23 protein-coding genes are annotated in these 22,219 nt (G+C 60.4%); 10 read left to right on the top strand and 13 right to left on the bottom strand.

Annotated elements, in window-relative coordinates; translation table 11 throughout:
* Nucleotides 1–10: 10 nt before the first annotated feature.
* The gene (locus FFM53_RS34240) at nt 11–913 is read right to left on the bottom strand and encodes a proline iminopeptidase-family hydrolase (protein ID WP_138389906.1); all 903 of its coding nucleotides are present in this window, start codon (nt 911–913) and stop codon (nt 11–13) included.
* 64 nt (nt 914–977) lie between these two features.
* Nucleotides 978–1,790: a helix-turn-helix transcriptional regulator gene (locus FFM53_RS34235; RefSeq protein ID WP_173863104.1), complete on the bottom strand. Its 813-nt coding sequence runs from the start codon at nt 1,788–1,790 to the stop codon at nt 978–980.
* A 128-nt stretch (nt 1,791–1,918) separates the two neighbouring features.
* On the opposite strand from FFM53_RS34235, the gene FFM53_RS34230 reads away from it, so the two are divergent.
* Genes FFM53_RS34230 through FFM53_RS34210 form a run of 5 tightly spaced genes read left to right on the top strand, consistent with a single transcriptional unit; the run spans nt 1,919 to nt 7,887 of the window.
* The gene (locus FFM53_RS34230) at nt 1,919–2,809 is read left to right on the top strand and encodes a proline iminopeptidase-family hydrolase (RefSeq protein ID WP_138389907.1); all 891 of its coding nucleotides are present in this window, start codon (nt 1,919–1,921) and stop codon (nt 2,807–2,809) included.
* Between the two features lie 51 nt (nt 2,810–2,860).
* A complete protein-coding gene (locus FFM53_RS34225; protein WP_138334132.1) occupies nt 2,861–3,799 on the top strand; it encodes an ABC transporter permease in 939 nt (312 codons plus the stop codon).
* On the top strand, nt 3,796–4,647 hold the full coding sequence (locus tag FFM53_RS34220) for an ABC transporter permease (protein WP_113545375.1): 852 nt from the start codon (nt 3,796–3,798) through the stop codon (nt 4,645–4,647). Before FFM53_RS34225 ends, FFM53_RS34220 begins: the two co-directional genes overlap by 4 nt.
* Complete coding sequence (locus FFM53_RS34215; protein WP_138389908.1) at nt 4,644–6,353, top strand: dipeptide ABC transporter ATP-binding protein; 1,710 nt, start codon at nt 4,644–4,646, stop codon at nt 6,351–6,353. The genes FFM53_RS34220 and FFM53_RS34215 overlap by 4 nt, the downstream gene beginning before the upstream one ends.
* A gap of 19 nt (nt 6,354–6,372) precedes the next feature.
* The gene (locus FFM53_RS34210) at nt 6,373–7,887 is read left to right on the top strand and encodes an ABC transporter substrate-binding protein (RefSeq protein ID WP_138389909.1); all 1,515 of its coding nucleotides are present in this window, start codon (nt 6,373–6,375) and stop codon (nt 7,885–7,887) included.
* Nucleotides 7,888–7,971: 84 nt separating this feature from the next.
* Here the strand turns inward: FFM53_RS34210 and yghU are convergent, their stop codons facing one another.
* A complete protein-coding gene (gene yghU, locus FFM53_RS34205; RefSeq protein ID WP_138389910.1) occupies nt 7,972–8,847 on the bottom strand; it encodes a glutathione-dependent disulfide-bond oxidoreductase in 876 nt (291 codons plus the stop codon).
* Between the two features lie 212 nt (nt 8,848–9,059).
* Between yghU and FFM53_RS34200 the strand changes: the two genes are divergently transcribed.
* Together FFM53_RS34200 and FFM53_RS34195 are read left to right on the top strand one after the other, a co-directional pair.
* A complete protein-coding gene (locus FFM53_RS34200) occupies nt 9,060–9,308 on the top strand; it encodes a type II toxin-antitoxin system ParD family antitoxin (protein ID WP_138334129.1) in 249 nt (82 codons plus the stop codon).
* Nucleotides 9,305–9,595 carry a type II toxin-antitoxin system RelE/ParE family toxin gene (locus tag FFM53_RS34195; RefSeq protein WP_138334127.1) on the top strand — a complete coding sequence of 97 codons (291 nt, stop codon included), beginning with the start codon at nt 9,305–9,307 and terminating at the stop codon, nt 9,593–9,595. Before FFM53_RS34200 ends, FFM53_RS34195 begins: the two co-directional genes overlap by 4 nt.
* Nucleotides 9,596–9,626: 31 nt before the next feature.
* On the opposite strand, the gene FFM53_RS34190 is transcribed toward FFM53_RS34195, so the two are convergent.
* From FFM53_RS34190 to FFM53_RS34160, 7 genes are all read right to left on the bottom strand, one after another.
* Complete coding sequence (locus tag FFM53_RS34190) at nt 9,627–10,472, bottom strand: NAD(P)-dependent oxidoreductase (RefSeq protein WP_138390065.1); 846 nt, start codon at nt 10,470–10,472, stop codon at nt 9,627–9,629.
* A gap of 278 nt (nt 10,473–10,750) precedes the next feature.
* Nucleotides 10,751–11,506 carry a hypothetical protein gene (locus tag FFM53_RS34185; RefSeq protein ID WP_246413408.1) on the bottom strand — a complete coding sequence of 252 codons (756 nt, stop codon included), beginning with the start codon at nt 11,504–11,506 and terminating at the stop codon, nt 10,751–10,753.
* Nucleotides 11,507–11,958: 452 nt separating this feature from the next.
* Entirely contained in the window at nt 11,959–13,464 is a 1,506-nt protein-coding gene (locus FFM53_RS34180) for an arylsulfatase B (RefSeq protein WP_138334123.1), read from the bottom strand.
* On the bottom strand, nt 13,461–14,381 hold the full coding sequence (locus tag FFM53_RS34175) for a formylglycine-generating enzyme family protein (protein WP_138390066.1): 921 nt from the start codon (nt 14,379–14,381) through the stop codon (nt 13,461–13,463). The genes FFM53_RS34180 and FFM53_RS34175 overlap by 4 nt, the downstream gene beginning before the upstream one ends.
* Nucleotides 14,382–14,656: 275 nt before the next feature.
* A complete protein-coding gene (locus tag FFM53_RS34170; protein WP_210258952.1) occupies nt 14,657–14,992 on the bottom strand; it encodes a response regulator transcription factor in 336 nt (111 codons plus the stop codon).
* A 168-nt stretch (nt 14,993–15,160) separates the two neighbouring features.
* Entirely contained in the window at nt 15,161–15,778 is a 618-nt protein-coding gene (locus tag FFM53_RS34165; protein ID WP_138334120.1) for a response regulator transcription factor, read from the bottom strand.
* A 4-nt stretch (nt 15,779–15,782) separates the two neighbouring features.
* Nucleotides 15,783–17,666 carry a sensor histidine kinase gene (locus FFM53_RS34160; RefSeq protein WP_138334300.1) on the bottom strand — a complete coding sequence of 628 codons (1,884 nt, stop codon included), beginning with the start codon at nt 17,664–17,666 and terminating at the stop codon, nt 15,783–15,785.
* Nucleotides 17,667–18,028: 362 nt separating this feature from the next.
* On the opposite strand from FFM53_RS34160, the gene FFM53_RS34155 reads away from it, so the two are divergent.
* The 3 genes from FFM53_RS34155 to FFM53_RS34145 all read left to right on the top strand — a co-directional run bounded on the left by FFM53_RS34155 (nt 18,029) and on the right by FFM53_RS34145 (nt 19,881).
* On the top strand, nt 18,029–18,496 hold the full coding sequence (locus tag FFM53_RS34155) for a universal stress protein (RefSeq protein ID WP_138389911.1): 468 nt from the start codon (nt 18,029–18,031) through the stop codon (nt 18,494–18,496).
* 144 nt (nt 18,497–18,640) lie between these two features.
* Nucleotides 18,641–19,555 (top strand): DnaJ C-terminal domain-containing protein, encoded by a 915-nt coding sequence (locus FFM53_RS34150; protein WP_138389912.1) that lies wholly within the window; start codon nt 18,641–18,643, stop codon nt 19,553–19,555.
* 2 nt (nt 19,556–19,557) lie between these two features.
* Nucleotides 19,558–19,881, top strand: a complete 324-nt coding sequence (locus FFM53_RS34145) for a chaperone modulator CbpM (protein WP_138389913.1) — start codon at nt 19,558–19,560, stop codon at nt 19,879–19,881.
* 13 nt (nt 19,882–19,894) lie between these two features.
* Here FFM53_RS34145 and FFM53_RS34140 read toward each other — a convergent pair whose 3' ends face one another.
* Genes FFM53_RS34140 through FFM53_RS34130 form a run of 3 tightly spaced genes read right to left on the bottom strand, consistent with a single transcriptional unit; the run spans nt 19,895 to nt 22,067 of the window.
* A complete protein-coding gene (locus FFM53_RS34140) occupies nt 19,895–20,824 on the bottom strand; it encodes a phosphatidate cytidylyltransferase (RefSeq protein ID WP_011649719.1) in 930 nt (309 codons plus the stop codon).
* Nucleotides 20,821–21,441, bottom strand: coding sequence for a lysophospholipid acyltransferase family protein (locus FFM53_RS34135; protein ID WP_138389914.1), 621 nt, complete (start codon nt 21,439–21,441; stop codon nt 20,821–20,823). The genes FFM53_RS34140 and FFM53_RS34135 overlap by 4 nt, the downstream gene beginning before the upstream one ends.
* A complete protein-coding gene (locus FFM53_RS34130) occupies nt 21,438–22,067 on the bottom strand; it encodes a CDP-alcohol phosphatidyltransferase family protein (protein ID WP_173883710.1) in 630 nt (209 codons plus the stop codon). The genes FFM53_RS34135 and FFM53_RS34130 overlap by 4 nt, the downstream gene beginning before the upstream one ends.
* Nucleotides 22,068–22,219 lie beyond the last annotated feature (152 nt).

Here is a 22,219-nt window from a genome sequence, read left to right as displayed (position 1 = left end):
GCGAGTTTTCTCAATCGTGCCGCGACAGGAAACCAGAAACGGTCGCCAGGCAAAGCTGCTTTTCCTCGACATGCGGCATGTGGCTGGAATTTTCGAAGAGCACCCATTCGCAGCCCGGAACGCGTTCGAGATAAGGCCTTACCACCAAGGGTGTCGCCTCGTCGTATTTTCCCGAGATCAGCAGCGTCGGGGCTTCGATGCGGTCGAGCCTGTTCTCGATCGTCCAGTCCTTCATGGTGCCGATGACGTGAAATTCGGTCGGGCCGTTCATGTTACGGTAGACCGTGTTGTCCTCGTCCATGATCGCGAAGGTCCGCGCCACTTCAGGCGGCCACGGCACCACCCGGCAGACATGGCGGTCATAGAAGACACGCGAGGCGGCGATATATTCCGGATCGGTGAGGCTTCCCGCCAGTTCATGCTTCAGCAGCGTGTCCTGCACCTCTTTCGGCAGTTCCTGCCTCAGCCGGTTCGCCTCCGAAACCCAGGTGTGCATGTTGGCCGGCGAGTTGGCGATAACAAGTGCCTTCAGGCCTTGCGGCCGGCGCACCGCATGTTCGGCACCAAGCATGCCGCCCCAGGACTGGCCGAGGAAGGCGTAACGATGCTGAATGCCGAGATGGGAAAGCAGCGCGTCCAGCTCCTCGAGAAACAGGCCGACCGTCCAGAAATCCGGGCCCTTTTCCGGAAGGCGGGTGGAGTTGCCGTTGCCGAGCTGGTCGTAATGGATGACCGGACGACCGTCGAGGGCGGCTATATCCTTGAAGGAATCGACATAATCATGCGTGCAGCCCGGTCCGCCATGGGCGACGACGAGAGGCAGCTTGCCGCTCTCCAGCGAACCCGTGACGCGATACCAGGTGCGATAGTCGCGAAAGGGCAGATAGGCTTCGTTGGTCGTGACTTCGCCCACGGGCGTCTCCATCTCTTAGCGGTATGAAAAAAGCATAACGCGGCGGCAACGGGGAAGGCAGCTATCACAAGTTATAGGGTGGCCAATTATGGGTCGGCCGGTCTTCGAGCAGACGGTAATGGGTGGCGCGCACCACGGCCTGGGTGCGGTTGCGCGCGCCGAGTTTCTTTGTCGCGGCGTTCAGATGCATCACGACAGTCGGTACGGAACGGTCGATGATGCGGGAAATTTCCTTGGCGGAGTAGCCTTCCGCCGAATGGCGCAGGCATTCCCGTTCCCGCTCGGTCAGGCGGATCGTGCCGACGCTCTTCGCCCGCGTATCGAAAAGCGAATAGGCGGTCTCATGGAAAACATGGGCAAGCAGGTTGAAGTCGGCGATATAGCGCAGTGCGTGCCGTTCGAAATCTTTGTTCCGGCCGAAGCGGATACCGGTGACGGTCGCATAGTCGCCGCGTGGCATATGAACCGGGACGGTGACACCGGTAGACATATCGCGTTCGCTTAAATAGCGGGTCACCGGCACGGTGTCGTCGTTCATGAAACGGTTGATCAGCGTGTCGGCGTCCGGGTCATAGTTCCAGAAGAAGGGTGCGGAGGTGCGCAGCGCCACCTGCTGCACCGGATCGATACGGAAATAGCCGCGATTGAACCAGTAGTCGTGCATGTCGTCTGAAATATTCCGCAGCTTCAGCAGCGATGGTATCATGATCGCGCCGTCGAGATCGTAGGGAACGGGTGTATAGTCGTAGATCAGCGCCTCGAAGCCGATCTGCTTCATCGCCTCGAAGGCTTGGTCGATTCGGCCGTCCAGCGTTTCGTGCGCTGTAAACTGCCGTCGGATCGTTCCAATGTCGTCAAGAATGGGGTCGTCAAGCATGGGCTGCTCCCAGGTTCGGCATGGTGCCCACCCTATCACTTCTTATAGCTGGCACAGAATGGGATTTAAGGTAAAAATTTAGCCATGCCCAAATATTGAGCAAGCGAAATCTTCTGCCGGAGCGATCAATGTGGCGTGAAATACAGCCGGACGAACGATTCGAGATCGATGTCGATGGCTATCGCGTCGTTGCCTATAGTTTCGGGACCGGCACAGAGACGGTTTTCTGCCTGAACGGCGGGCCGGGTCTGCCCTGCGATTACCTGCGCGAAGCGCATTCCTGCCTCATCGACAAGGGCTATCGCGTCGTCGCCTTCGACCAGCTCGGCACCGGCGCCTCCGACCGGCCGGACGATCTCTCGCTCTGGACGATCGGTCGTTATGTCGAGGAGACGGAGACGGTGCGCAAGGCGCTGGGGCTCGGCAAGGTCCACATGCTCGGCCATTCCTGGGGCGGGTGGCTGGCGATCGACTATGCGCTGACCTATCCCGAAAACCTCAAGACGCTGATCCTCGAAGATACCGTCGCCGACATGCCGCATCTGATCTCGGAACTGGAACGGCTGCGCGCAGCGCTCGGTCCCGAAACCGTGTCGATGATGCAGAAGCACGAGGCGCAGGGCACCTACAATCATCCGGAATATCTCGCCGCCGTCACCATCCTCAACTATCGCCATGTCTGCCGTCTGCCGGAATGGCCGGCGCCGGTGCGCCGCTCGCTCGACGATTGGAACATGGTGCCCTATGAGACGATGCAGGGACCGAACGAGTTTCTCTATATCGGCAATCTCAAGGACTGGAACCGCATCCCCGATCTGCCGCGACTGACGCTGCCGGTGTTCATCACGACGGGAGAGCATGACGAGCTGACGCCAGCCTGTGCGCTCAGGATGAAGCTTGCGCTGCCGAATGCCGAGCTGAAGGTATTTGCCAATGCCAGCCATATGCCGTTCTATGAGAACCCGCAGGATTATTATCCGGCGCTTCTCGATTTTCTCGCCCGGCACGAGGCAGGCTGATGCAACAGGAAGCGGACCGAACCCGACGAAGACAAAGGGGCGATCGCCGTCATGCATCGCTATAAATTCGTTCTGACGCGACCGCTGCAGTTCCTGCCCGTGATCTTCGGCATCAGCGTCATCACGTTCATTCTGGTCAGGCTGATCCCCGGTGATCCGGCGCGCAACATCCTCGGCACGCGCGCGACGCCGGCGGCTCTCGCCAGCATTCGCGCCCAGTACGGCCTCGACCAGCCGATGTGGCTGCAATATGTCTATTTCCTCAAGAACCTCGCCAATGGCGAGATGGGCAAGTCGATCCTCTACAAGATCGACGTGCTGAAGCTGATCGTCACCCGCATCGAGCCGACGCTCGCCCTCGTCGTCTCCAGCGTCGTGCTGTCGGTCCTGATCGCGGTGCCGATGGCGGCGATCGCCGCGCGCAATGCCGGCCGGGCGCCGGATCATGCGGTGCGCATCGTCTCGACCTTCGGCATCGGTTTTCCGCCCTTCTGGCTGGGACTGATGCTGATCATCCTCTTCAGCGTCGAACTCGGCGTGCTGCCGGTCTCGGGTTATGGTGCGACGATCGGCGAAAAGCTGCCGCATCTCGTACTACCGAGCCTGACGGTCGCGCTGTCGCTCTCGACCGTGCTGACGCGCAGCCTGCGGGCGGCGATGATCGAGCAGTTGAAATCGGATGTCGCGACGGCGGCGCGCGCCCGCGGCATGCCGGAGGGGATCGTCTTCTGGCGGCATGTCCTGCCGAATTCGCTGGTGCCCACCATCAACCTGCTTGCCGTCAATATTGGCTGGCTGATCGGCGGCACGGTGGTGGTCGAGAGCGTCTTTGCGCTGCCCGGCATGGGACAGCTGCTCGTCAGGGCGATCTTCTCACGCGACTATATGGTGGTTCAAGGCGTCGCCATGGTCTTTGCCTGCGCCACCGTGCTCATCAACTTCATCGCCGACATCGTCACTGTCGCCGTCGATCCGAGGGTGAAGCTATGAGCATCGAGGCGATCGCCCCCGCCTCCCCCGGCTGGCGCCGGTTCTTCGGCCGGCGGCCGATGCTTGTGCTCAGTGCCGGCCTGCTGCTGTTCTTCGTCCTGCTGGCGATCGGCGCGCCCATTGTCGCGCCTTACGACCCGATCATGCAGAATGCCGAGGTGCGCCTGCAGGCGCCGTCATTGTTGCATCCCTTCGGCACCGACAATTTCGGCCGAGACATCCTTTCCCGCGTCATCTGGGGCGCCCGCCTCGACCTGCAGATGGCGCTGATCGGCGTCATCTTCCCCTTCGTGATCGGCACGACGGTCGGCACGATCGCCGGCTTTTTCGGCGGCATCGTCGATGCGCTGTTCATGCGCCTCGTCGATATCATCCTCGCCTTCCCCTTCCTCGTGCTGATGCTGTCGATCATCGCGATCCTCGGGCCCGGCCTCGGCAGTTTCTACATCGCCATGGCGCTGGTCGGCTGGGTCTCCTATGCGCGGCTGATCCGGGCGCAGATGCTGGTGCTGAAAGGCAGCGACTACGCCGTTGCCGCCGTCAGCCTCGGCTTCAGCCGCCCGCGCATCATGTTCCGCCACCTGCTGCCGAACGCGATCGCCGGCTCGATCGTCTTTTCGATGTCCGATGCGACGCTGGTGCTGCTCAGCGGCGCTGCCGTCAGCTATCTCGGCCTCGGCGTCCAGCCGCCGATCGCCGAATGGGGCGTTATGGTCGCAGAAGGACAGAGCTTCATCACCACCGCATGGTGGATCACTTTGTTTCCCGGCCTCTCCATCGTCTGCCTCGCCTTCGGTTTCAGCATGCTGGGCGATGCGCTCGGCGAACTGCTGGGGGTGCACGAATGAGCGGCTCCGTGCTGTCCGTCCGTGATCTCACCGTCAGGGCACATGTCGATCCCGGCCCACGCACGCTGCTCGATGCGGTCTCGCTCGACCTCGGCAAGGGCGAGATCCTCGGTCTCGTCGGCGAGAGCGGCTCGGGCAAGAGCCTGTTCTGCCGTTCCCTGGTGCGCCTGCTGCCCTCCTCGCTGCTGAAGATCGAAAGCGGTAGCGTGCTGCTCGAAGGGCGCGATCTCATGCGGATCGACGATGGCGAGATGCTGAAAGTGCGCGGTGGCGAGATCGGCATGATCTTCCAGAACCCGACCAGCCATCTTGACCCTGTCATGCGGATCGGCGACCAGATTGCCGAGGGCATCCGCTACCATCAGGGCCTCGGCGCCCGCGAGGCCCGCACCGCGGCGACGGAAATCCTGGCGCAGGTCGGCTTCCCCGATCCGAAGCGCCAGTACGACAGTTATCCGCACGAATTTTCCGGCGGTATGCGGCAGCGGGCGATGATCGGAGTGGCGCTGTCCTGCAATCCGAAGATCCTGATCGCCGACGAGCCGACGACGGCGCTCGACGTGACCATCCAGGCGCAGATCCTGCGGCTGTTGATTGACATTCGCGACCGGCGCGGCCTGTCGATCATTCTGATCACCCACGATCTCGGTATCGTCGCCCAGACTTGCGACCGTATTGCCGTGCTGCGCGGCGGCAAACTGCTCGAAGAGGGGCCGAAGCGGACGATCCTGGCGCGGCCGCAGCATCCCTATACGATCAACTTGATCAACAGCCACCCTTCCCTGCCGGGCGCGATATCAGCGCCGTTGCCCGAGCTTGCCGAAGCCAGCCAACCGGCCAGGCCGTTACTCGAAATCGATGATCTCCATGTGCGCTTCAGAGCGGGCGGCGCCCTGCTCAGGGGCGGTGCGAAGACGGTCAGCGCCGTTGCCGGCGTCAGCCTGCAGATCATGCCGGGCGAGACGGTCGGCATCGTCGGCGAATCTGGCAGCGGCAAGAGCACGCTTGCCCGCGCCGTGCTCGGCCTCACCCCGCTTTCCTCGGGTCACGTCACTTTCGACGGCGTCGATCTGGCGCTGCAGAAAAGCGCTGGCCTGGCAAAGCTCAGGCGCGAGACGGCGATGGTCTTCCAAGACCCCTATAATGCGCTCAATCCGCGGCTGACGATCGGGCAGATGCTGGCCGAGGTGCTGAAGGTGCAGGGCAAGGTCGCCAAGGCCGATATCCCTGTTCGAATCGGCGAACTGCTCGATCTCGTCGGCCTCGAACGCGAATTCGCCGGCCGCAAACCGCGCAGCATGAGCGGCGGCCAGTGCCAGCGCGCCGGCATCGCCCGAGCCCTCGCCGTCGATCCCAAGCTGATCATCGCTGACGAATGTGTGGCCGCTCTCGACGTCACCATCCAGGCGCAGATCATCGAGCTCTTCCGTGATCTCACGGCGAAGATGAACCTCACGCTGATCTTCATCGCCCATGATCTCGCAATCGTCCGCAATCTCTGCGAACGCGTCGTCGTGATGTATCGCGGCGAGATCGTCGAGGAAGGTCGCTCCGAAGAAGTCTTCGCGCGGCCGAAGCATCCTTATACGGCGGCGCTGATCGCCGCCATTCCCGACATCGATCCTGACAAGCGGCTGCTGCAAGGCGCCGACGGCAAGGACGATCCGCATTCGATGCCGATTCAATCAATCAAACGCATGCCATAACAACGAAGGGAACGAACTCATGACAAACAGGTGGAAATCAATCGGGCTTGCAGCCCTGCTCGCCGGTCTGACGCTCAGCGCAAGCTATGCCGAGGCCGCCGGCGTGCTCACCATCGGCCGCCGCGAGGATTCGACGACATTCGATCCGATCAAGACCGCGCAGAACATCGACAACTGGGTGTTCTCCAACGTCTACGACGTGCTGATCCGCGTCGACAAGACAGGCACGAAACTGGAGCCGGGCCTTGCCGAAAGCTGGACCACCTCGGATGACGGGCTGACCTACACGTTCAAGATCCGCGATGCAAAATTCTCCGACAGTTCGCCGCTGACGGCGGAAGACGCGGCCTACAGCCTGCTGCGCATCCGCGATGACGCCGCCTCGCTCTGGAGCGATTCCTATAAGGTGATCGACACGGCCGTGGCGACCGACGCGCACACGCTGACGATCAAGCTCAAGAACCAGTCCGCGCCGTTCCTGTCGACGCTGGCGCTGCCGAATGCCTCGGTCATCTCCAAGAAGGGCATGGAATCGCTTGGTCCCGACGCCTATGGCGAAAAGCCGATCGCATCCGGCGCCTTCGTGGTCGAGGAATGGCGGCGCGGCGACCGCGTCATTCTCAAGAAGAACCCGAACTTCTGGCAGGCCGACCGCGTCAAGCTCGACGGCGTCGAGTGGATCTCGGTGCCTGACGACAACACCCGCATGCTGAACGTTCAGGCGGGCGAACTGGATACGGCGATCTTCGTTCCTTTTTCTCGTGTCGAGGAGCTGAAAAAGGACCCGAACCTCAACGTCGATATCGACGCTTCGACCCGTGAGGACCATCTTCTGATCAACCATGCGCATGGCGCGCTCGGCAAGAAGGAAGTCCGCCAGGCGCTTGATCTCGCGATCGACAAGAAGGCGATCGTCGATACCGTCACCTTCGGCCAGGGCAGCGTCGCCAACTCCTATATTCCGAAGGGCGCACTCTATTATTATGCCGATAATCTGCAGCGGCCTTATGATCCCGAAAAGGCAAAGGAGTTGCTGGCGGCCGCCGGCGCTTCCGACCTGACGCTGAATTATCTGGTCCGCGCCGGCGACGAAGTCGACGAACAGACGGCCGTGCTCGTCCAGCAGCAGCTGCAGAAGGCCGGCATCACCGCCAATCTGCAGAAAGTCGATCCGAGCCAGGAATGGGACATGATCGTTGCCGGCGACTACGACGTCTCGGTCAATTACTGGACCAACGACATTCTCGATCCGGACCAGAAGACCACCTTCGTCCTCGGCCACGATTCCAACAACAACTACTCGACCAATTACAAGAACGAGGCGGTGAAGGAACTGGTCGCCAAGGCGCGTCTCGAGCTCGACCCGAAGAAGCGCGAACAGATGTATGTCGATCTGCAGAAGATGGCCAAGGACGACGTCAACTGGATCGACCTCTATTACAGCCCCTATATCAACGTCTCGCGCAAGAATATCGAGAACTTCTACCAGAACCCGCTCGGCCGCTTCTTCCTGGAAGACACGGTCAAGAACTGAGTTCGGGCAGTATGCAGATGCTCCGTCGCCGTAAAGGCGGCGGAGCATCATTTGTTGCTGCGACACGTGGCTGGGGCCGCTTGCTTACTCGGCGGCCGCGAGCTTGTCCTGCGTCCTGGTGTCGAAGTCGCTGGCGTCGTGGCGCTCGTGCAACTGGCTCGATGGCTCGCCGGAAAGGCGGTTGACCATCCGGCCGCGTTGCACGGCTGGCCTGTCGTAGATGGTGTCGGCCCAGCGCAGCACGTTCTTATAGTCCTCGACCTGCAGAAACTCGGCAGCCCCGTAGGTCCAGCCCTTCACCAACCCGCCATACCAGGGCCAGACGGCAATATCGGCGATCGTATATTCGCTGCCTGCCAGATACTCGCTTTCGGCAAGGCGACGATCGAGCACGTCGAGCTGACGCTTCACTTCCATGGCGAAGCGGTCGATCGCATATTCGATCTTCGTCGGCGCATAGGCGTAGAAATGGCCGAAGCCGCCGCCGAGATAGGGCGCGCTTCCCATCTGCCAGAACAGCCAGGACAGGCATTCGGCTCGGCCGGCCGGCTCGCTCGGCAGGAAGGCGCCGAACTTCTCGGCAAGATAGGTCAGGATGGCACCGGATTCGAAGACACGGATCGGCTTAGGCCCGCTGCGGTCCATCAGCGCCGGTATCTTGGAATTGGGATTGACCGCGACGAAGCCGCTGCCGAACTGGTCGCCATCGCCGATCTTGATCAGCCATGCATCGTATTCGGCACCGCTATGGCCAAGGGCCAGCAGTTCCTCGAGCATGATGGTGACCTTCTGGCCGTTCGGCGTTCCGAGCGAATAGAGCTGCAGCGGATGGCGGCCGATCGGAAGCTCCTTGTCATGCGTCGGTCCCGCGATCGGGCGATTGATGCTGGCGAACTGGCCGCCATTCGCCTTGTTCCAGGTCCAGACCTTCGGGGGTGTATAATCGGGAGAACCGCTCATCTTTCAAACTCCTGGCATTGATAGGACAGAGCGCGACGCCAGTTGGGCTGCCGCATTTTTCCTGACATAGCAGAGGCGACGAGGTTTTGTCAGAGGTGTCGAAGCGCTTCACACAATCGTCAGAGCGCCGGCCATATATCAATTTACGCTGTGAACACTAGGGTTTTGTAAGTACCAAAAATTGGTATATTGGGCTCAAAGGAGATTTCAGGATGGCTAGAAATACGTCCATATCGCTCGGCGACCATTTCACCAGCTTCATCGATACGCAAGTTCAGGCTGGCCGCTATGGTTCAGCCAGCGACGTCGTCCGGGCAGGCCTCCGCCTACTTGAAGAACACGAAGCCAAAGTGAAGGCATTACAGGACGCCTTGATTGAAGGCGAGGAATCCGGCCCTGCCACGCCCTTCGATTTCGATGCGTTCAACGCTCGCAAACGGGCGGCGTTCAATGCGAAATGACCGGCATCATATTTTCTCCCGCCGCGCAAACCGATATTGACAAGATTTGGGATTACACAGCGACGAGTTGGAATGTCGATCAGGCAGAGCGTTATATTCAGGACATAAGAGACGCCTGTCAGGAACTGGCGGAGGGAACACGGGTGAGCCGCCCCTCAGATATTCGGAAAGGGTACAGAAAGGTCTCCGCTGGCGCTCATTTTCTGTATTTCAAAAGCAATGATGCGGGCCAGATCATCATCGTGCGCGTCCTTCATCAAAGAATGGATGTAGCCAAGCATCTGTAAGGCTGTTGCGGGGATTCCTTGACTATTGCGGTCAGCTACCGGGGCGACCGATGATCTCGTCCAGCTGCTCGACGAGCACGCGGCTGCCCTCCACGTCGTTCGCCATCCTGGAGAAGACGTCCGCCATGCCGCGGAAGATGGTCGCTGCCGGATCATTCTCGCCGAGGAAATCGGCAATCTCCTGCATTTCGGCAACCCACCGATAGGCTTTCGGATACATGTCGGGTATGGATCCCGACAGCCTGCGATCGATGTCGGGAAGGCTTTCGGAGAGCTCGGCTTTCAGGCTTTCGGCCGCACCGGAACGCGATGCGGCAAGCAGCATGGCGGTGCCAAGGCCGACAAATCCCTTGTTGATGCCGGCATAACACATCTTCAGTGCCGAGGCGGCGCCGAGCGGTCCGTCGAGCCTGCGGATCCGCAGGCCGCAATCCTCGAGCGGCCGGCTTCGCTCGGCAATATCGCCGCTGATATAAATGGTCGGACCTGATTTGCCGGTGACCGGCGGCCCGCCGATGATCGCACCGTCAAGCACCTCGACGCTGCTGCCTTCGAACCGTGCCGCCAAAGCCTGCATGGTTTTCGGCGCAATCGCGTTGAGGTCGATGAAGGGCGGTGGCGCCGACATCGCCGACGATATGTCCGCGACGAGTTCGGCGACCTTGATCGCCTCCGCCGGCGGAACGATCGACAGAATCAGCTCGGCCTTCGTCAGTTCCTGGCGGCCGACCGGCACCATGCCGGCTGCCTTTGCCCGCGCGATCGTCTGCTCGCTCCTGCCCTCGAGATAGGTCAGCACCGTAGCGCCGTGGTCGATCAGCCGTTTGGCGACAGCACTTCCCATCGCGCCCGATCCAATAATCGCAAAATTCGGCATGTGAACCTCAATCAGTGACGACATCACGTGAGAGTATTTCCGATTTTCTCCGAGTCACGCGAATTGGACGGCTGGAAAGTAACCGTGCTCGCCATGAACGGGATGGCCTTTGATCGAACGGGACTTAATCAGCGAGCGGGGTCAATCCAGCCTCGCCGCCGCCAAGGCGCGCGGCGCCCAAATCTCGGGGGATGCAAGCGCCATGTATGTCACTCTCCGAGTTGCTCAGTTGGTCCATCGCACTTGTATTTTGGCTCTCTCGGGCAGGCGGCCATCTATCAGAACTTTATGGCGAGGCTAAGGATCGGCCCCTGCTGGACAGTGTCGAAGATGAAGCCGTCGTCGCTGTAATCGACGCCCACGGCACGGTATCCCGCAATCGCCGATATCTTGTCGTTGAAGTCGTAGCCGATGCCCATCGCCACATCCCAGTCGATGTCCGCGCCGCCTCCGCCAACCAGGCCCCAACCCGTGAGGTAGACCTCTGGGGTCAAAGAGTACTTCCCCCGCAGACCGACCATGCCATCTACCCATGTGGCGCTGTCGCTTTGTTCTACTCCTCCGAACAATCCACCCGTAAAGCTGATCGTCGTGTCGACCGACCAGACCTTAATACCGCCCACGACATCCAGATTGCCGTCAGGGCCATCCAGCACCGCGTAGCCAACCCCGAGCAGGCCAGAAAAGGTTTCCGAAGTGACGTTGACTTCTGTGGCGAGGATGCCTGCCGGCGTGCTGGCATCAGCGCCCAGTTTTACGTAGATCACATCGGCGATGACGCTGAAGCGGTCGTATCGGGCTTCGCCTGCCGCCATGAATGCAAAGTCGAGATTGCCGAGGATGTCGCCGAAGTCGGCGTCGATGTGGACAGTGGGAAGGCCGAACTGCGCCGTGTCCCCCGACAGGCCCGACATCCAGAAATAAGGTGCGACGGTAAAGGTCCAGCCGTCCTGCGCCTCGGCAGGTTGGGGCTGCTGGGTGAGGAGCGGAGAGACGTCGGCGGCCTGCGCCGCGGTACCGATCAGCACTGCCATCACCCCTGAAATCGCTGTTTTCAAGTAATTCCTCATTGACCTTCCCCCTCCGGTGGTTGTGCGATGCGCGATATATCGGATCGCCTCTCCAACCTATTTGAAACACATTTCTTCACCGCGTCTCTCTGCATTGCCCGCTGTCGTGGCTGACTTGCCGTCCCTTGCTTTCCGTTCCTGGTTGTATGAGTGCCCCTACCTCCCACATTATGAGCCCGGTTTCCTGGCCACCCGCGACGCCGAACAGTCCATCGCCTATCCTCGATTCCCTGCTGCAATCTACACTCCCGAATATGTTCCGTCGACATGCGAAGGACGTCGGAGGTCCGAGCGGTGTCTTCGTCCAGAGGCGACGGCGGAGGCACACCTAGGCGACGTGTCGCCAAAGTCGCTGAGCCAGCTTGCGGTATCCGCGATAGGCAGTTCCGTCGTTTCGAGTCACCATGAATGCGGGACTAGTCCGACACTTCGAAAAAGCCCTCGGGTGTCGACGGCGGTTCGGAAAGTATGAGGCGGAATGCATCGGTCATGAATAGCGGCGGCGCCGCTTGCGCTGCCAGCTCCGCGATCCTGGCCTGAAGTTCCTTCACTTTTGCGGGATTCGCTTCCGCGAGGTTTTTGGCTTCCGACGGGTCAGCCGCCAGATCGAACAATTCCAAGGTTCCGGGTATGAGCGCCTGCCATACCAGCTTCCAGTCTCCCTGGCGCACCCCAGCAGCCCACGGCTGCACGTTGTAGACGACTTCGGTGCGCGGCGAGACCTTCCCTTCGCTGATCGCCCCCCACACATCGAGGCCGTCCAGCGGCTTGGTCTTGTCGAGCGTGCCGCCAGCGAGGCCGACAAGCGTCGGATAGATATCGACGACATGCATCATCCCATCGACCTTCCCGGGCTTGATTTTTCCGGCCCAATTCGCGAGCGCGACAACGCGGGTGCCGCCTTCGTAGATCGTACCCTTGCCGTCGCGATAGGAGCCGTTGTTGGGCGGGAGTTCGCCGGTTACCTTCGATTCGCCGGTGAACTTCGCTGAACGCGTTCCACCATTGTCGCTGTGGAATACAATCAGTGTGTTTTCACGCATTCCTCGCTTGTCGAGCGCTTCGAGCACGTGGCCGATCTGATCGTCCATGGCGGTGATCATTGCTGCGTAAGTGCGCCGCGACGTATCGGCGATCTCCGGATAATTGTCGAGATACTCGTCAGGCACCTGGTATGGCGTGTGCGGCGCGGTAAAGGCGAGGTAGAGGTATAGTGGTTTGCTGGGATCGTGTTCTTCAATCCGCTTGACCGCTTCGTTGCCGAAAAGCGTCGTGTCGTAGCCTTCTTCTTCAATGCGATCGTTGTTGCGATACCAATCACCCTCGCCATGCGCTTCGTGCTTGAAATGGTCGATCTCGCCCACCATCGCGCCATAGAAATAGTCGAAGCCGCGCTGACGTGGCCAATATTCCGGCTTGGCGTGGCCGATGTGCCATTTCCCGACGAGCGCGGTTTCGTATCCGGCGTCTTTCAGTGCCTGAGGCAGAAGCCATTCGTCCACCGGTACCCCATAGAGGCCCCCGGAGGGAATGACCGCCGTTTGAAACCCGGTACGGAGTGGATAACGCCCCGTTAGCATCGCGGCGCGCGTCTGTGAGCACATGGGCTGCGCGTAGAACTGCGTCAGCTCCGCGCCTGTTTCCGCCAAACGGTCGATGTTCGGCGTTTTGATGTCGGAGCCATGAAATCCGACATCCTTCCAACCTTGATCGTCCGAAACAATGTGGATGATATTCGGCTGTGGTTCTGCGGCCATTGCGGCCATCCCCGAACCGAATGCGCCGCGAAGAACCGGCAGGCCGAATCCGCCTGTGGCGACGGCGCCTGCCGCGACGAGTGCGCTGGCGCTCAACAAGAGTTCACGGCGCTGCAACCCTGTCTTCGGCTGCGTCCCTGTGGGGGTCTGCGAGCTACTGGTCATCTGACGTCTCCTCTCACTATGCATCGGAAGCCGACATGGCTAGTTGAAGTATCGATTGGCTGGGGGTAGCGCGCCGCCAGGCGATAGCGACGGCAGTAGTTTGGAGCGCAGAGATGCGAGCCGCCTTTCAGAACCTTGCGCGGAATCCTGATCTCCGGCTGGCGCGGATCGTAGCTGTCCAACTCGCGACCGCCGCGCGGGTTTTCCGGAATGCAGCAGGCTTTAGGCGCATCGGCTGGATGCTCCGAAGTGTACCAGTCAGAAGTCCATTCCCAGGTGTTGCCGATCATGCTCAGGAGCCCGTAGCCGTTTGGCGGGAATGCGTTGACAGGGCAGGTCCGCTCGTAGCCATCAGCCGCCAGGTTCTGGTGCGGGAACTCGCCCTGCCAGGTGTTGGCCATGTGGCGACCGGCGGGTGTGAACTCGTCGCCCCAAGCGAATTCGGCGTTCTCAAGACCGCCGCAGGCTGCATATTCCCATTCGGCTTCAGTCGGCAGTTCCTTGCCGGCCCATTCTGCATAGGCAAGTGCGTCCGTATGGGCGATTTGAACGACCGGATGGTTCTCCTTCTTGAACAGGCCGCTGCTGAGGCCGAGCGGATGCCGCCAGCTTGCCCCTTTGACGAAGGCCCACCAGTTGTTCGGATTTCTCAAATCGACTGGCCCTGAGGCCCTCTGGAACACCAGCGATCCGGCGTAGAGCATGTGCGGAAGCGCTCCTGGATAATCTCTCGCATCGGGAACCTGCTCGGCGATCGTTACATAGCCGGTAGCCTTGACGAACTGTTTGAACTCTCCGTTGGTGACCGGCACCCTGTCCATCCAGAAGTCGTCGACAGTCACGCGATGGGACGGAGCCTCCTCTGGGTAATGCGTGTCCGACCCCATGCGGAAAGTGCCCCCGGGGATCAAGACCATGTTTGTGTCGGACGTGTTCGCTGCCACAGGTCCAGCTGTCAGTTCGGCAGGGGCAAGTTTTGTCATGGCTTTCGTCGTTTCGTCGTTGATCGCAAGCCTTCGACCGTGAGGCCTAGAAAGGTTCGGTTCGAGCGATGGCGACAAGTCACCGCTAAACTCCTTCCGGTGATAAGTCTTACCGAGAAAAGGTGGCTGCGCTATTGTCCTTAGGGGAAGATGGTTTTCGGAAGTGGCGAGGCATGCCCTGTTGGCTGGGGAGCGCACATGGACCGCTTTCAGCCAGTTGAGGAATCAGCCAGTGCTTTGGTGACAGCGCCAATCAACGAGGCCGCTGGAAACGGCTTGTGAAGATAGGCGATGCAACCTGCTTGAACCGCCTCGAGTTCGAGCGCGTCATCATCGACGGCGGTAATGAAAACGACTGAGAGCGTGGAGTCAGATTGTTTAAGCCGGTGCCGAAGCTCGATGCCTGACATGCCATCAAGATGGATATCGAGCACGATACAGCCTATCTTGATCGTGGCGTCGCGGTTGAGAAAACTTTCCGCCGACCTAAATCCTTTGGTCGGGAACCCATGAGCGTTGAGCAAGCGCTCGACGCTTGTCCGCATGCTCTGGTCGTCTTCCACGACAGCCACTGTGGGCGGCGAACTTTCCACCGTGTGCCTTTCCCTAACCAGCCGGCGATATGGCCACTTCCAATCTTACCGATCGTAGGCTCAACAACGGACCGCGGATATTGTCCTATGGGGAAGTGCCGGATTTTTATTGCCGGGCGGTCATGCCGCCGGATCGACAAGTCCCAATCGCTCGGCAATCGACACTGCCTCGGCAAGTGAACCCACTCCAAGTTTTTCCATGACACTGTGCCGGTGTGCCTTGACAGTTCTCTCCGACGTGCTGAGATCGTAGGCGATCTGTTTATTGCGCTTGCCGCGGACAATCCGGTCGAAAACTTGGTATTCACGCGGCGTTAGGGCGGCGACGAGGGCGTGGAGAGAATGAACATGGTCCTGCTGGGTACGCCGCTTTTCATACTGCAGCAGCGCCCGTTCGATAGCCCCTAGCAATGCCTTGTTGGATGCATGCTTCTCTAGGAAATCTTCGGCGCCTGCCTTCATCGCTCGAACGCTGTCCTCGATTTCGGCTTGACCGGTGAGAAACACGATAGGCAGCAGCGGTGCCTTCTGTGCGAGACAGCCCTGCAGTTCTGACCCGCTCAGGCCAGGCATTTGCAGATCGAGCAGAATGCATCCAGGTTCCGAGCCTGTCAGACGCGTTAAAATATCGTCGCCCGACTCATAAGAAATTACTCGAAAGCCCGAGGCCTCCAGCAATCGTCCGACCGCGATGCGAAACGACTTGTCGTCATCGACAATATGAACGATTGGTCCCACTGCCTCATCCTCGCTGCGCGAGCGGCAGAACGAAGCGAAACACAGCGCCACCATCAGCGCGATTGTCGGCCCATATCTTGCCGCCGTAGGTTTCGATTATTGTGCGCGCGATGGAGAGGCCAAGTCCAGTGCCAGTCGCCTTGGTGGTGTAGAACGCGTCGAAAACCCTGGCGAGCTGTCCGCTTGGGATGCCGCGTCCAGTATCCGAAATTGATAACTCGACTTCGGATCCCTCTGTGAGAGTTGTCTGAAACACCAGCCGTCTCTCGGTCGACACCGCGTCGAGCATCGCATCCATCGCATTGGTAGCGAGGTTCAATATAACTTGCTGAACATGAACCTGGTCTGCCCGCACCGGAAGTTGCGCTACCGGTTGGCTGAAACTGATTGTTATGTTCCTTCGACCCGCCTCAGCGTGGAGAATTTGGATCGAGCTCTTGATCACGTCCTTCAGGTCGAATTCTTGCCAGTCGATTTCGCTCCGCTTCTTGAGCAGTCCTCTTAGCCGCACGATGATATCCTCGGCACGCTGATCATCGTCGCGGATGTCACAGAGTATTTGTTGGATCAGTTTGAGGTCGGGCGTTTTGCCGCGGATCATGACTTCGGCAGCTTCGGCGTTGGCTCGGATCGCGCCAAGCGGTTGGTTGAGCTCATGGGCGATCGAGGCCGACAGCGCCCCTGCGGTGGCCGACTGGTTAAGGTGCACCACCTCAAGAAGACGACGGCGCGCCTCCTGCTCCGCGCCGTGGCGGCGCCGGCGCTCGACCAGCAATCCCCCAATGACCAAGCCTTGAAGCGCGAGAACGACAAGGATGGCAATGATCAGCCTCTGGTGCTCCTCCCATAGGGTCTTTTCCTTGAAGCTTTGAACTGTTCCCGGAGGGAGCCTGCTCTCCGACAAGTCCCAGTGCTTCAGTTGTCTCGCATCGGCGACGTAGGTCTGCGGCACGTCGACATTGGCGATCACCTTTCCGCCAATCGCATCCGCAGTGAGGTCGGCTACAGCCAGTCCCGCCGATTCAAAGGTGACGGTGTTGCCACCGACAATGCCATGACCGACATAGGTGGAGAAGGGACCATAAATCGGTGCGCTGGCTGTGGCCGCTATCCGTTCGAGCGCGTCCCTCGGGATAAGGTCACGCCCGGTGCTATCCTTCGAAACGGTCAGGAACAAAACGATGCTTTCGGACGGGAGGCGGGCGACGCGCTCGACAAACTCATCAATCGTCAAATCCGTCAAGTAAGTTGTTTCATAGCTCTTGACGAGAAGCGCCAGCTCCTTGCGCGCTAGTGCAAGCCACGAACGGTCGAACTCCGACGAACCGCCGACAATGAAAAGATGGCGTGCGCTCGGCTGGAGGCTGCGAGCCATTTGGAGAGTTTTCGCGATGTCGAACTCGGTAAACGCACCTACCACATCGCTCGGCAGCTTCATTCTGGCGGCAGTGTCGCTACCAAAGCCGGAGAACACTATCCTAGCATTTGGGGCGATTGTACTGCGGTGCGCGACGATGAAGTTGGCCGCCGGCTCTGCGATGGCGATGACAACATCCGGGCGATAATCGACGTATTTCGCGGCGAGATAGCGCGCCATGCGATCTATGTGAATTTTGTCGCTGAATCTGGTAAGGTCGAGAAACTCGGAGAATAGGTCAATCTTGCCAGTGGTTACCTCCAGCAGTCGATTTCTCGCCGATTCACCGACAATCACTGGTGCGGGGGTTCTTTCATCCAGCGGGTAAAGGATGAGCACGCGCGGAACCCGCTCCACAATCGCCGCCGAGGCGACATTCGCGGCCAAAACCATCGCGAGCAACAGAAGGCAAGGAAATCCGGATGGAATTCCAACGGTCTGGCCGGACCGAACTTTAGGAGCAGGAACCATACTGAACTCCTCCTCATCACCATCCAAAAAGCCGAAATACACTAACAGGTTAATCAGGCAGCGTCACCGTGGGCAACTCTGGAAGGAGTACCATCTGATGGTGGCGGCGGCTCGCTTAGCGTGCCAGGCGGGACCGGGGTTTCCTGAGCATGGCGTGCCCTCTTGGGTCGGGGTGTTGACTGCGCTGAAGCCTTGAGTTTCAGGCGCTTCTGCGACGATTTCGGCCGGAGGTTCGTTCCGAGCAGCTGGCTGTTTCGTGCGCGCTGCCGTTGCGGCACTTTTTCTTGATATTCGTCAATGCCGGGACGGTCGACACCGGTATGATCGGTGCTATCATTCGCATTCGAGGATATGGATTTCAAATGTATCGGACGATCATCTGCGGCATCGGCATGGGTCCCCGCCAGACGGCCAGCCGCCTTTTGCGCCGGGCTGCAGCGCTGATGGACGAAGGCGGAAGCATCGTCGTCATGCACGTCATCGAGAATATCCCCCGCCATCACCTGACGGAGCTTCCCGAGGAATTCGAAACGACCGCCATCATCGACGCCGAAAAGAAACTTGCATCGCTCTGCAAGGAGCTGGGAATTCCGGCGATGATCGAGGTTCGCATCGGCGTTGCCGCCTCCCTGCTCGTCTCCGTCGCAAGCGAGAAATCGGCCGATCTTATCCTGGTTTCATTCCATGTGACCGATATCACCGACTACGTCTTCTCCTCGATCGTCGACAAGGTCGTGCGCCATGCCGGGTGCTCGGTTCTTATCGATCGGCGCCCCGATCGCGCACAGGAAGGCTCGGCGTCCGCAGCGGAAGACGCGGCGTTGTTCTAAGCTCCACAGAGCTTGCGAGACAGCGGGCGCTTTGTCTGATTGACGTCGATCAGAGCGGCCGGCCTCCCCTCCCCGGCGGCGGCCCGACAACCTATATCATTGCCAAGCCAACCAGCAGTATTCGCTGCCCGACCGGAGACATGTATGAGCCAGGATCCCTACGAGCTTCTGGGCGTGAAACGCGATGCGACGCAAAAGGATATTCAAAGCGCGTTCCGCAAGCTCGCCAAGAAACTTCACCCCGACCTTAACCCCGGCGACAAAAAAGCTGAGGAACGGTTCAAGCAAATTTCATCGGCCTACGAGATCTTGAGCGATGAGGAAAAACGCGGACGCTTTGACCGCGGCGAGATCGATATAACGGGCGCCGAGCGGGCGCAACGCAACTATTACCGCGACTACGCGTCGAAGAGCGGGCCTGGCGATCCCTACCACAACAGCGCCGGCTTTGCCGATTTCAGCGATGCCGACGATATCTTCGCCAGCTTCTTTTCACGTCGTTCCGGCGGCGGCCAGACCCGTGGTCGTGGCCGTGACCGGCAATTTTCCATGGAGGTCGACTTTCTCGAGGCCGTCAACGGCACCAGGACGGAGGTCAAGATGCCGAATGGTCCGGCGCTCGACGTACAGATCCCGCCGGGGACGCGCGACGGCCAGACCTTGCGACTGCGCGGCAAGGGCGAGCCGGGCATCGGCGGTGGGCCGGTGGGCGATGCCCTGATCGAAATCCGTGTGCGCCCGCACCGCTTCTTTACGCGTGACGGCGACGATATCCGCCTGGAACTGCCGATCTCCCTTAGTGAAGCCGTGCTTGGTGGCAAGGTTCGCGTGCCGACGCCATCGGGAGCGGTCAATCTGACGCTGCCGCCTCATTCGAACACGGGCAAGGTCCTGCGTCTCAAGAGCAAAGGTGTTTCAAAACGCGGCGGCGGACACGGCGACGTCTACATCTCGCTGAAGATCGTGCTGCCCGACGCCCCGGATGAGCGGCTGACGGCCTTGATGAAGGAATGGGCGACGGCAAACTCCTGCGATCCGAGAAAGAACATGGAGGCTTGATCATGGATGATCTCGAATTCCGTCTTTACTTGAAAATCGACATCGTTCAGCTCGACCTCTGGATCGAACAGGGTTGGCTGATCCCGGAGATATCAGGCGGCCAGAGGCAATTTCGCGACGCCGACGTCGCACGCGCCCGGCTGATCCTGGACCTCATGGGAAACATGGGTGTCAACGAAGCCGGCGTCGATATCGTCATGGAGCTGGTCGACGAGTTGCACGGCCTGCGGGGAACGATGGGCAGGCTGATGACCGCCATCGGCAAGCAGGAGCGGGATGTTCAGCGCCGGCTGTTCGAGAGCCTCGAGGAGATCGACCGGTTTTAGCCAGAACCAGCTTCTACGTGGTGAACCAATAGCGGACGATGTGGAAGAATAGTGGTGCGGCGAAGGTGATGGAGTCCAGGCGGTCGAGCACGCCGCCATGGCCCTCGATCACATAGCCCCAGTCCTTGGCATTGAGATCGCGCTTGATGGCCGAGAGCACGAAGCCGCCGAAGAAGCCCGCGACGACGATGACCGTGCTGATGGCAGCGGCCTGCAGCGGTGAAAACGGTGTCAGGCGATAAAGCAGCGTTCCCACGAGGATGGCCGAGGCGCCGCCTCCGACCAGCCCTTCGATCGTCTTCGACGGACTGATATTCGGCGAGAAACGGTGCTTTCCGAGGAGCTTGCCCCAGACATACTGGAAGACGTCGCTGAGCTGTACGACCACGACCAGATAGACGAGAAGAAGTGCGGACGGTGTGCCGGTCTCCAGCATGAGGAGTGCTGGAGCGTGGCTGATCGAATAGACCGTCAGCATCAATCCCCATTGCACCCTGGCGCTGCGGGCGAGGAATTCGTTGACGTCACCCGTCAAGGTCGCCACCGCCGGCAGGATCAGGAAGGCATAGACCGGGATGAAGATCGCAAACAGGCCGTACCATTCCGTTCCGAGCAGCACGTAATGCAGCGGCAGCACAACGAAGAAGGACAGGAAAAGCGCCAGGTGATCGCCACGCCGCGATGGTGTCAGCGTCCAGAATTCGCGAAGCGCCATAAAGGACAGGAATGCGAACAGGATGACGGTGGCCGTATCGCCGAGCAGGATCGCGCCGCCGAAGACGGCGACCATGATCCACCAGGAGCGGATACGGGCGTTGAGGTTCTGAACGGTGGCGACGGAGCCGGGTTCTGTCGCGCGTCGCTGCAGGATGAAACCGATGGCGGAGGCGACGGCAAGCAGGCCGAGGATAGCGGCCAGCACGAGAGAGAACATACTGGTCATGCCGTGTGCCCCCCATCCGCGAGTTCGATGACAGCGGCACGGGCGCGCGCCAGGAATTCAGCCTTTTCCTCGCCCGGTTCGACGCGCAGCGGTTTGCCGAAGCGCGCCGTGCAGGTGATCGGCACGATCAGCATGCTTCCCTTCGGCAGGATGCGCTGCAGGTTGTCGAGATGGATCGGCACGAGATCGACGTCCGGAAAACGGCAGGCGAGGCGATAGATGCCGCTGCGAAACGGGGCGATCTCATCGGTGGCGCTTCTCGTTCCCTCAGGAAAAATCAGGATCGAACGGCCTTCCTCGAGCAGGCGCTCGAGAGGCTCCAGCGGGTTGCTGTCCGGCGGAGGCTTGCGGTCTATCAGGACGGCGCGTAGGCCTTTCTCCGCGATGAAGCGGCGAAAGGCGTTGGTTCCCCAATAATCTCGTGCGGCGACCGGATGGGTCAGCCGGCGCACCGACCACGGCAGGGCAGCCATGACGGCGACGGTATCGACATGGCTGTTGTGATTGGCGAAATAGATGCGGCGGCGGGGATCGGGCGCGCAGCCCCGCCATTCGCTTCGGGCGCCGACCAGGATACGGACGAACAGCACGAGAAGGCGACGGATGAGCGCGATCATAGTCTCTCCAGGGAACGGGCAAGCGTTATCGTGCGTGTGATGCAGGTGACAAGGCTGCCGGCGGCGATGACCGCGCATGCCAGGATCAGCGACCAGTGGCTGCCTAATAACAGCGTCTCGACGCTCTGGGCGAGGAGGCCCGCCGTCAGCACCGCCATGCGGCGCTGCTTGGCCATGATACCGCTGAAGTCCTGGGGAAGACCGACCGATCCCCCGAAGACCCTGATATAGGCGGTGAGTGCGGCGAGCAGCGCAGCGAGCCAGCCGAGCCAGCCAAAGCCGCAGGCATAGCCAGCCGCGACGAGAAACAGGCTGTCGGCGACCCGGTCGGGAAATTCATTGTAGAGCGGCCCGCTCTTGGTTTTCTTGCCGCCTTCGATCGCGACCATTCCGTCCAGCAGATTGCAGACGAGCCGCAGTTGCACCGAGATCGCGGCGCAAACCATGGCAATCGGATGTGTTGTGAAAACGATGAGGGCTGCGCCTATACCCGCGAATACGACCGACAAAAGCGAAATGCCGTTCGGTGTCGCGCCGCTCCGCGCCAGCCACGCGCTGAGGCCGATGGCCCAGGACGACGACCGGCTCGCGATCGGTCGCCGCGAGGCGCCCTCTTCTTCCCCCATTTCATGTCCCCCAACCCCGATGATCCTTGCATATCCTGCCGACGTCGTCACGCCAAGATGTAACACCTTGTAAATCCAGCCCATCGCCTCCGCGCTTCGGCGAGCCAGCGGCGAGTATGGGTCGAACAGCCTGATTTTTAAGCCTGTTTGCT

This window comes from Rhizobium indicum (genome assembly GCF_005862305.2).
Taxonomy (GTDB): Bacteria; Pseudomonadota; Alphaproteobacteria; order Rhizobiales; family Rhizobiaceae; genus Rhizobium; species Rhizobium indicum.
This window is presented reverse-complemented; position numbering and strand designations above follow the sequence as displayed.

Excerpts from the sequence above, each read along its gene's own strand:
- FFM53_RS34235 (WP_173863104.1), bottom strand. The coding sequence starts at position 1,790 with ATGCTTGACGACCCCATTCTTGACGACATTGGAACGATCCGACGGCAG.
- FFM53_RS34230 (WP_138389907.1), top strand. The coding sequence starts at position 1,919 with ATGTGGCGTGAAATACAGCCGGACGAACGATTCGAGATCGATGTCGAT.
- FFM53_RS34225 (WP_138334132.1), top strand. The coding sequence starts at position 2,861 with ATGCATCGCTATAAATTCGTTCTGACGCGACCGCTGCAGTTCCTGCCC.
- FFM53_RS34220 (WP_113545375.1), top strand. The coding sequence starts at position 3,796 with ATGAGCATCGAGGCGATCGCCCCCGCCTCCCCCGGCTGGCGCCGGTTC.
- FFM53_RS34215 (WP_138389908.1), top strand. The coding sequence starts at position 4,644 with ATGAGCGGCTCCGTGCTGTCCGTCCGTGATCTCACCGTCAGGGCACAT.
- FFM53_RS34210 (WP_138389909.1), top strand. The coding sequence starts at position 6,373 with ATGACAAACAGGTGGAAATCAATCGGGCTTGCAGCCCTGCTCGCCGGT.
- yghU (WP_138389910.1), bottom strand. The coding sequence starts at position 8,847 with ATGAGCGGTTCTCCCGATTATACACCCCCGAAGGTCTGGACCTGGAAC.
- FFM53_RS34200 (WP_138334129.1), top strand. The coding sequence starts at position 9,060 with ATGGCTAGAAATACGTCCATATCGCTCGGCGACCATTTCACCAGCTTC.
- FFM53_RS34195 (WP_138334127.1), top strand. The coding sequence starts at position 9,305 with ATGACCGGCATCATATTTTCTCCCGCCGCGCAAACCGATATTGACAAG.
- FFM53_RS34190 (WP_138390065.1), bottom strand. The coding sequence starts at position 10,472 with ATGCCGAATTTTGCGATTATTGGATCGGGCGCGATGGGAAGTGCTGTC.
- FFM53_RS34185 (WP_246413408.1), bottom strand. The coding sequence starts at position 11,506 with ATGGCAGTGCTGATCGGTACCGCGGCGCAGGCCGCCGACGTCTCTCCG.
- FFM53_RS34180 (WP_138334123.1), bottom strand. The coding sequence starts at position 13,464 with ATGACCAGTAGCTCGCAGACCCCCACAGGGACGCAGCCGAAGACAGGG.
- FFM53_RS34175 (WP_138390066.1), bottom strand. The coding sequence starts at position 14,381 with ATGGTCTTGATCCCCGGGGGCACTTTCCGCATGGGGTCGGACACGCAT.
- FFM53_RS34170 (WP_210258952.1), bottom strand. The coding sequence starts at position 14,992 with ATGCGGACAAGCGTCGAGCGCTTGCTCAACGCTCATGGGTTCCCGACC.
- FFM53_RS34160 (WP_138334300.1), bottom strand. The coding sequence starts at position 17,666 with ATGGTTCCTGCTCCTAAAGTTCGGTCCGGCCAGACCGTTGGAATTCCA.
- FFM53_RS34155 (WP_138389911.1), top strand. The coding sequence starts at position 18,029 with ATGTATCGGACGATCATCTGCGGCATCGGCATGGGTCCCCGCCAGACG.
- FFM53_RS34150 (WP_138389912.1), top strand. The coding sequence starts at position 18,641 with ATGAGCCAGGATCCCTACGAGCTTCTGGGCGTGAAACGCGATGCGACG.
- FFM53_RS34145 (WP_138389913.1), top strand. The coding sequence starts at position 19,558 with ATGGATGATCTCGAATTCCGTCTTTACTTGAAAATCGACATCGTTCAG.
- FFM53_RS34140 (WP_011649719.1), bottom strand. The coding sequence starts at position 20,824 with ATGACCAGTATGTTCTCTCTCGTGCTGGCCGCTATCCTCGGCCTGCTT.
- FFM53_RS34135 (WP_138389914.1), bottom strand. The coding sequence starts at position 21,441 with ATGATCGCGCTCATCCGTCGCCTTCTCGTGCTGTTCGTCCGTATCCTG.
- FFM53_RS34130 (WP_173883710.1), bottom strand. The coding sequence starts at position 22,067 with ATGGGGGAAGAAGAGGGCGCCTCGCGGCGACCGATCGCGAGCCGGTCG.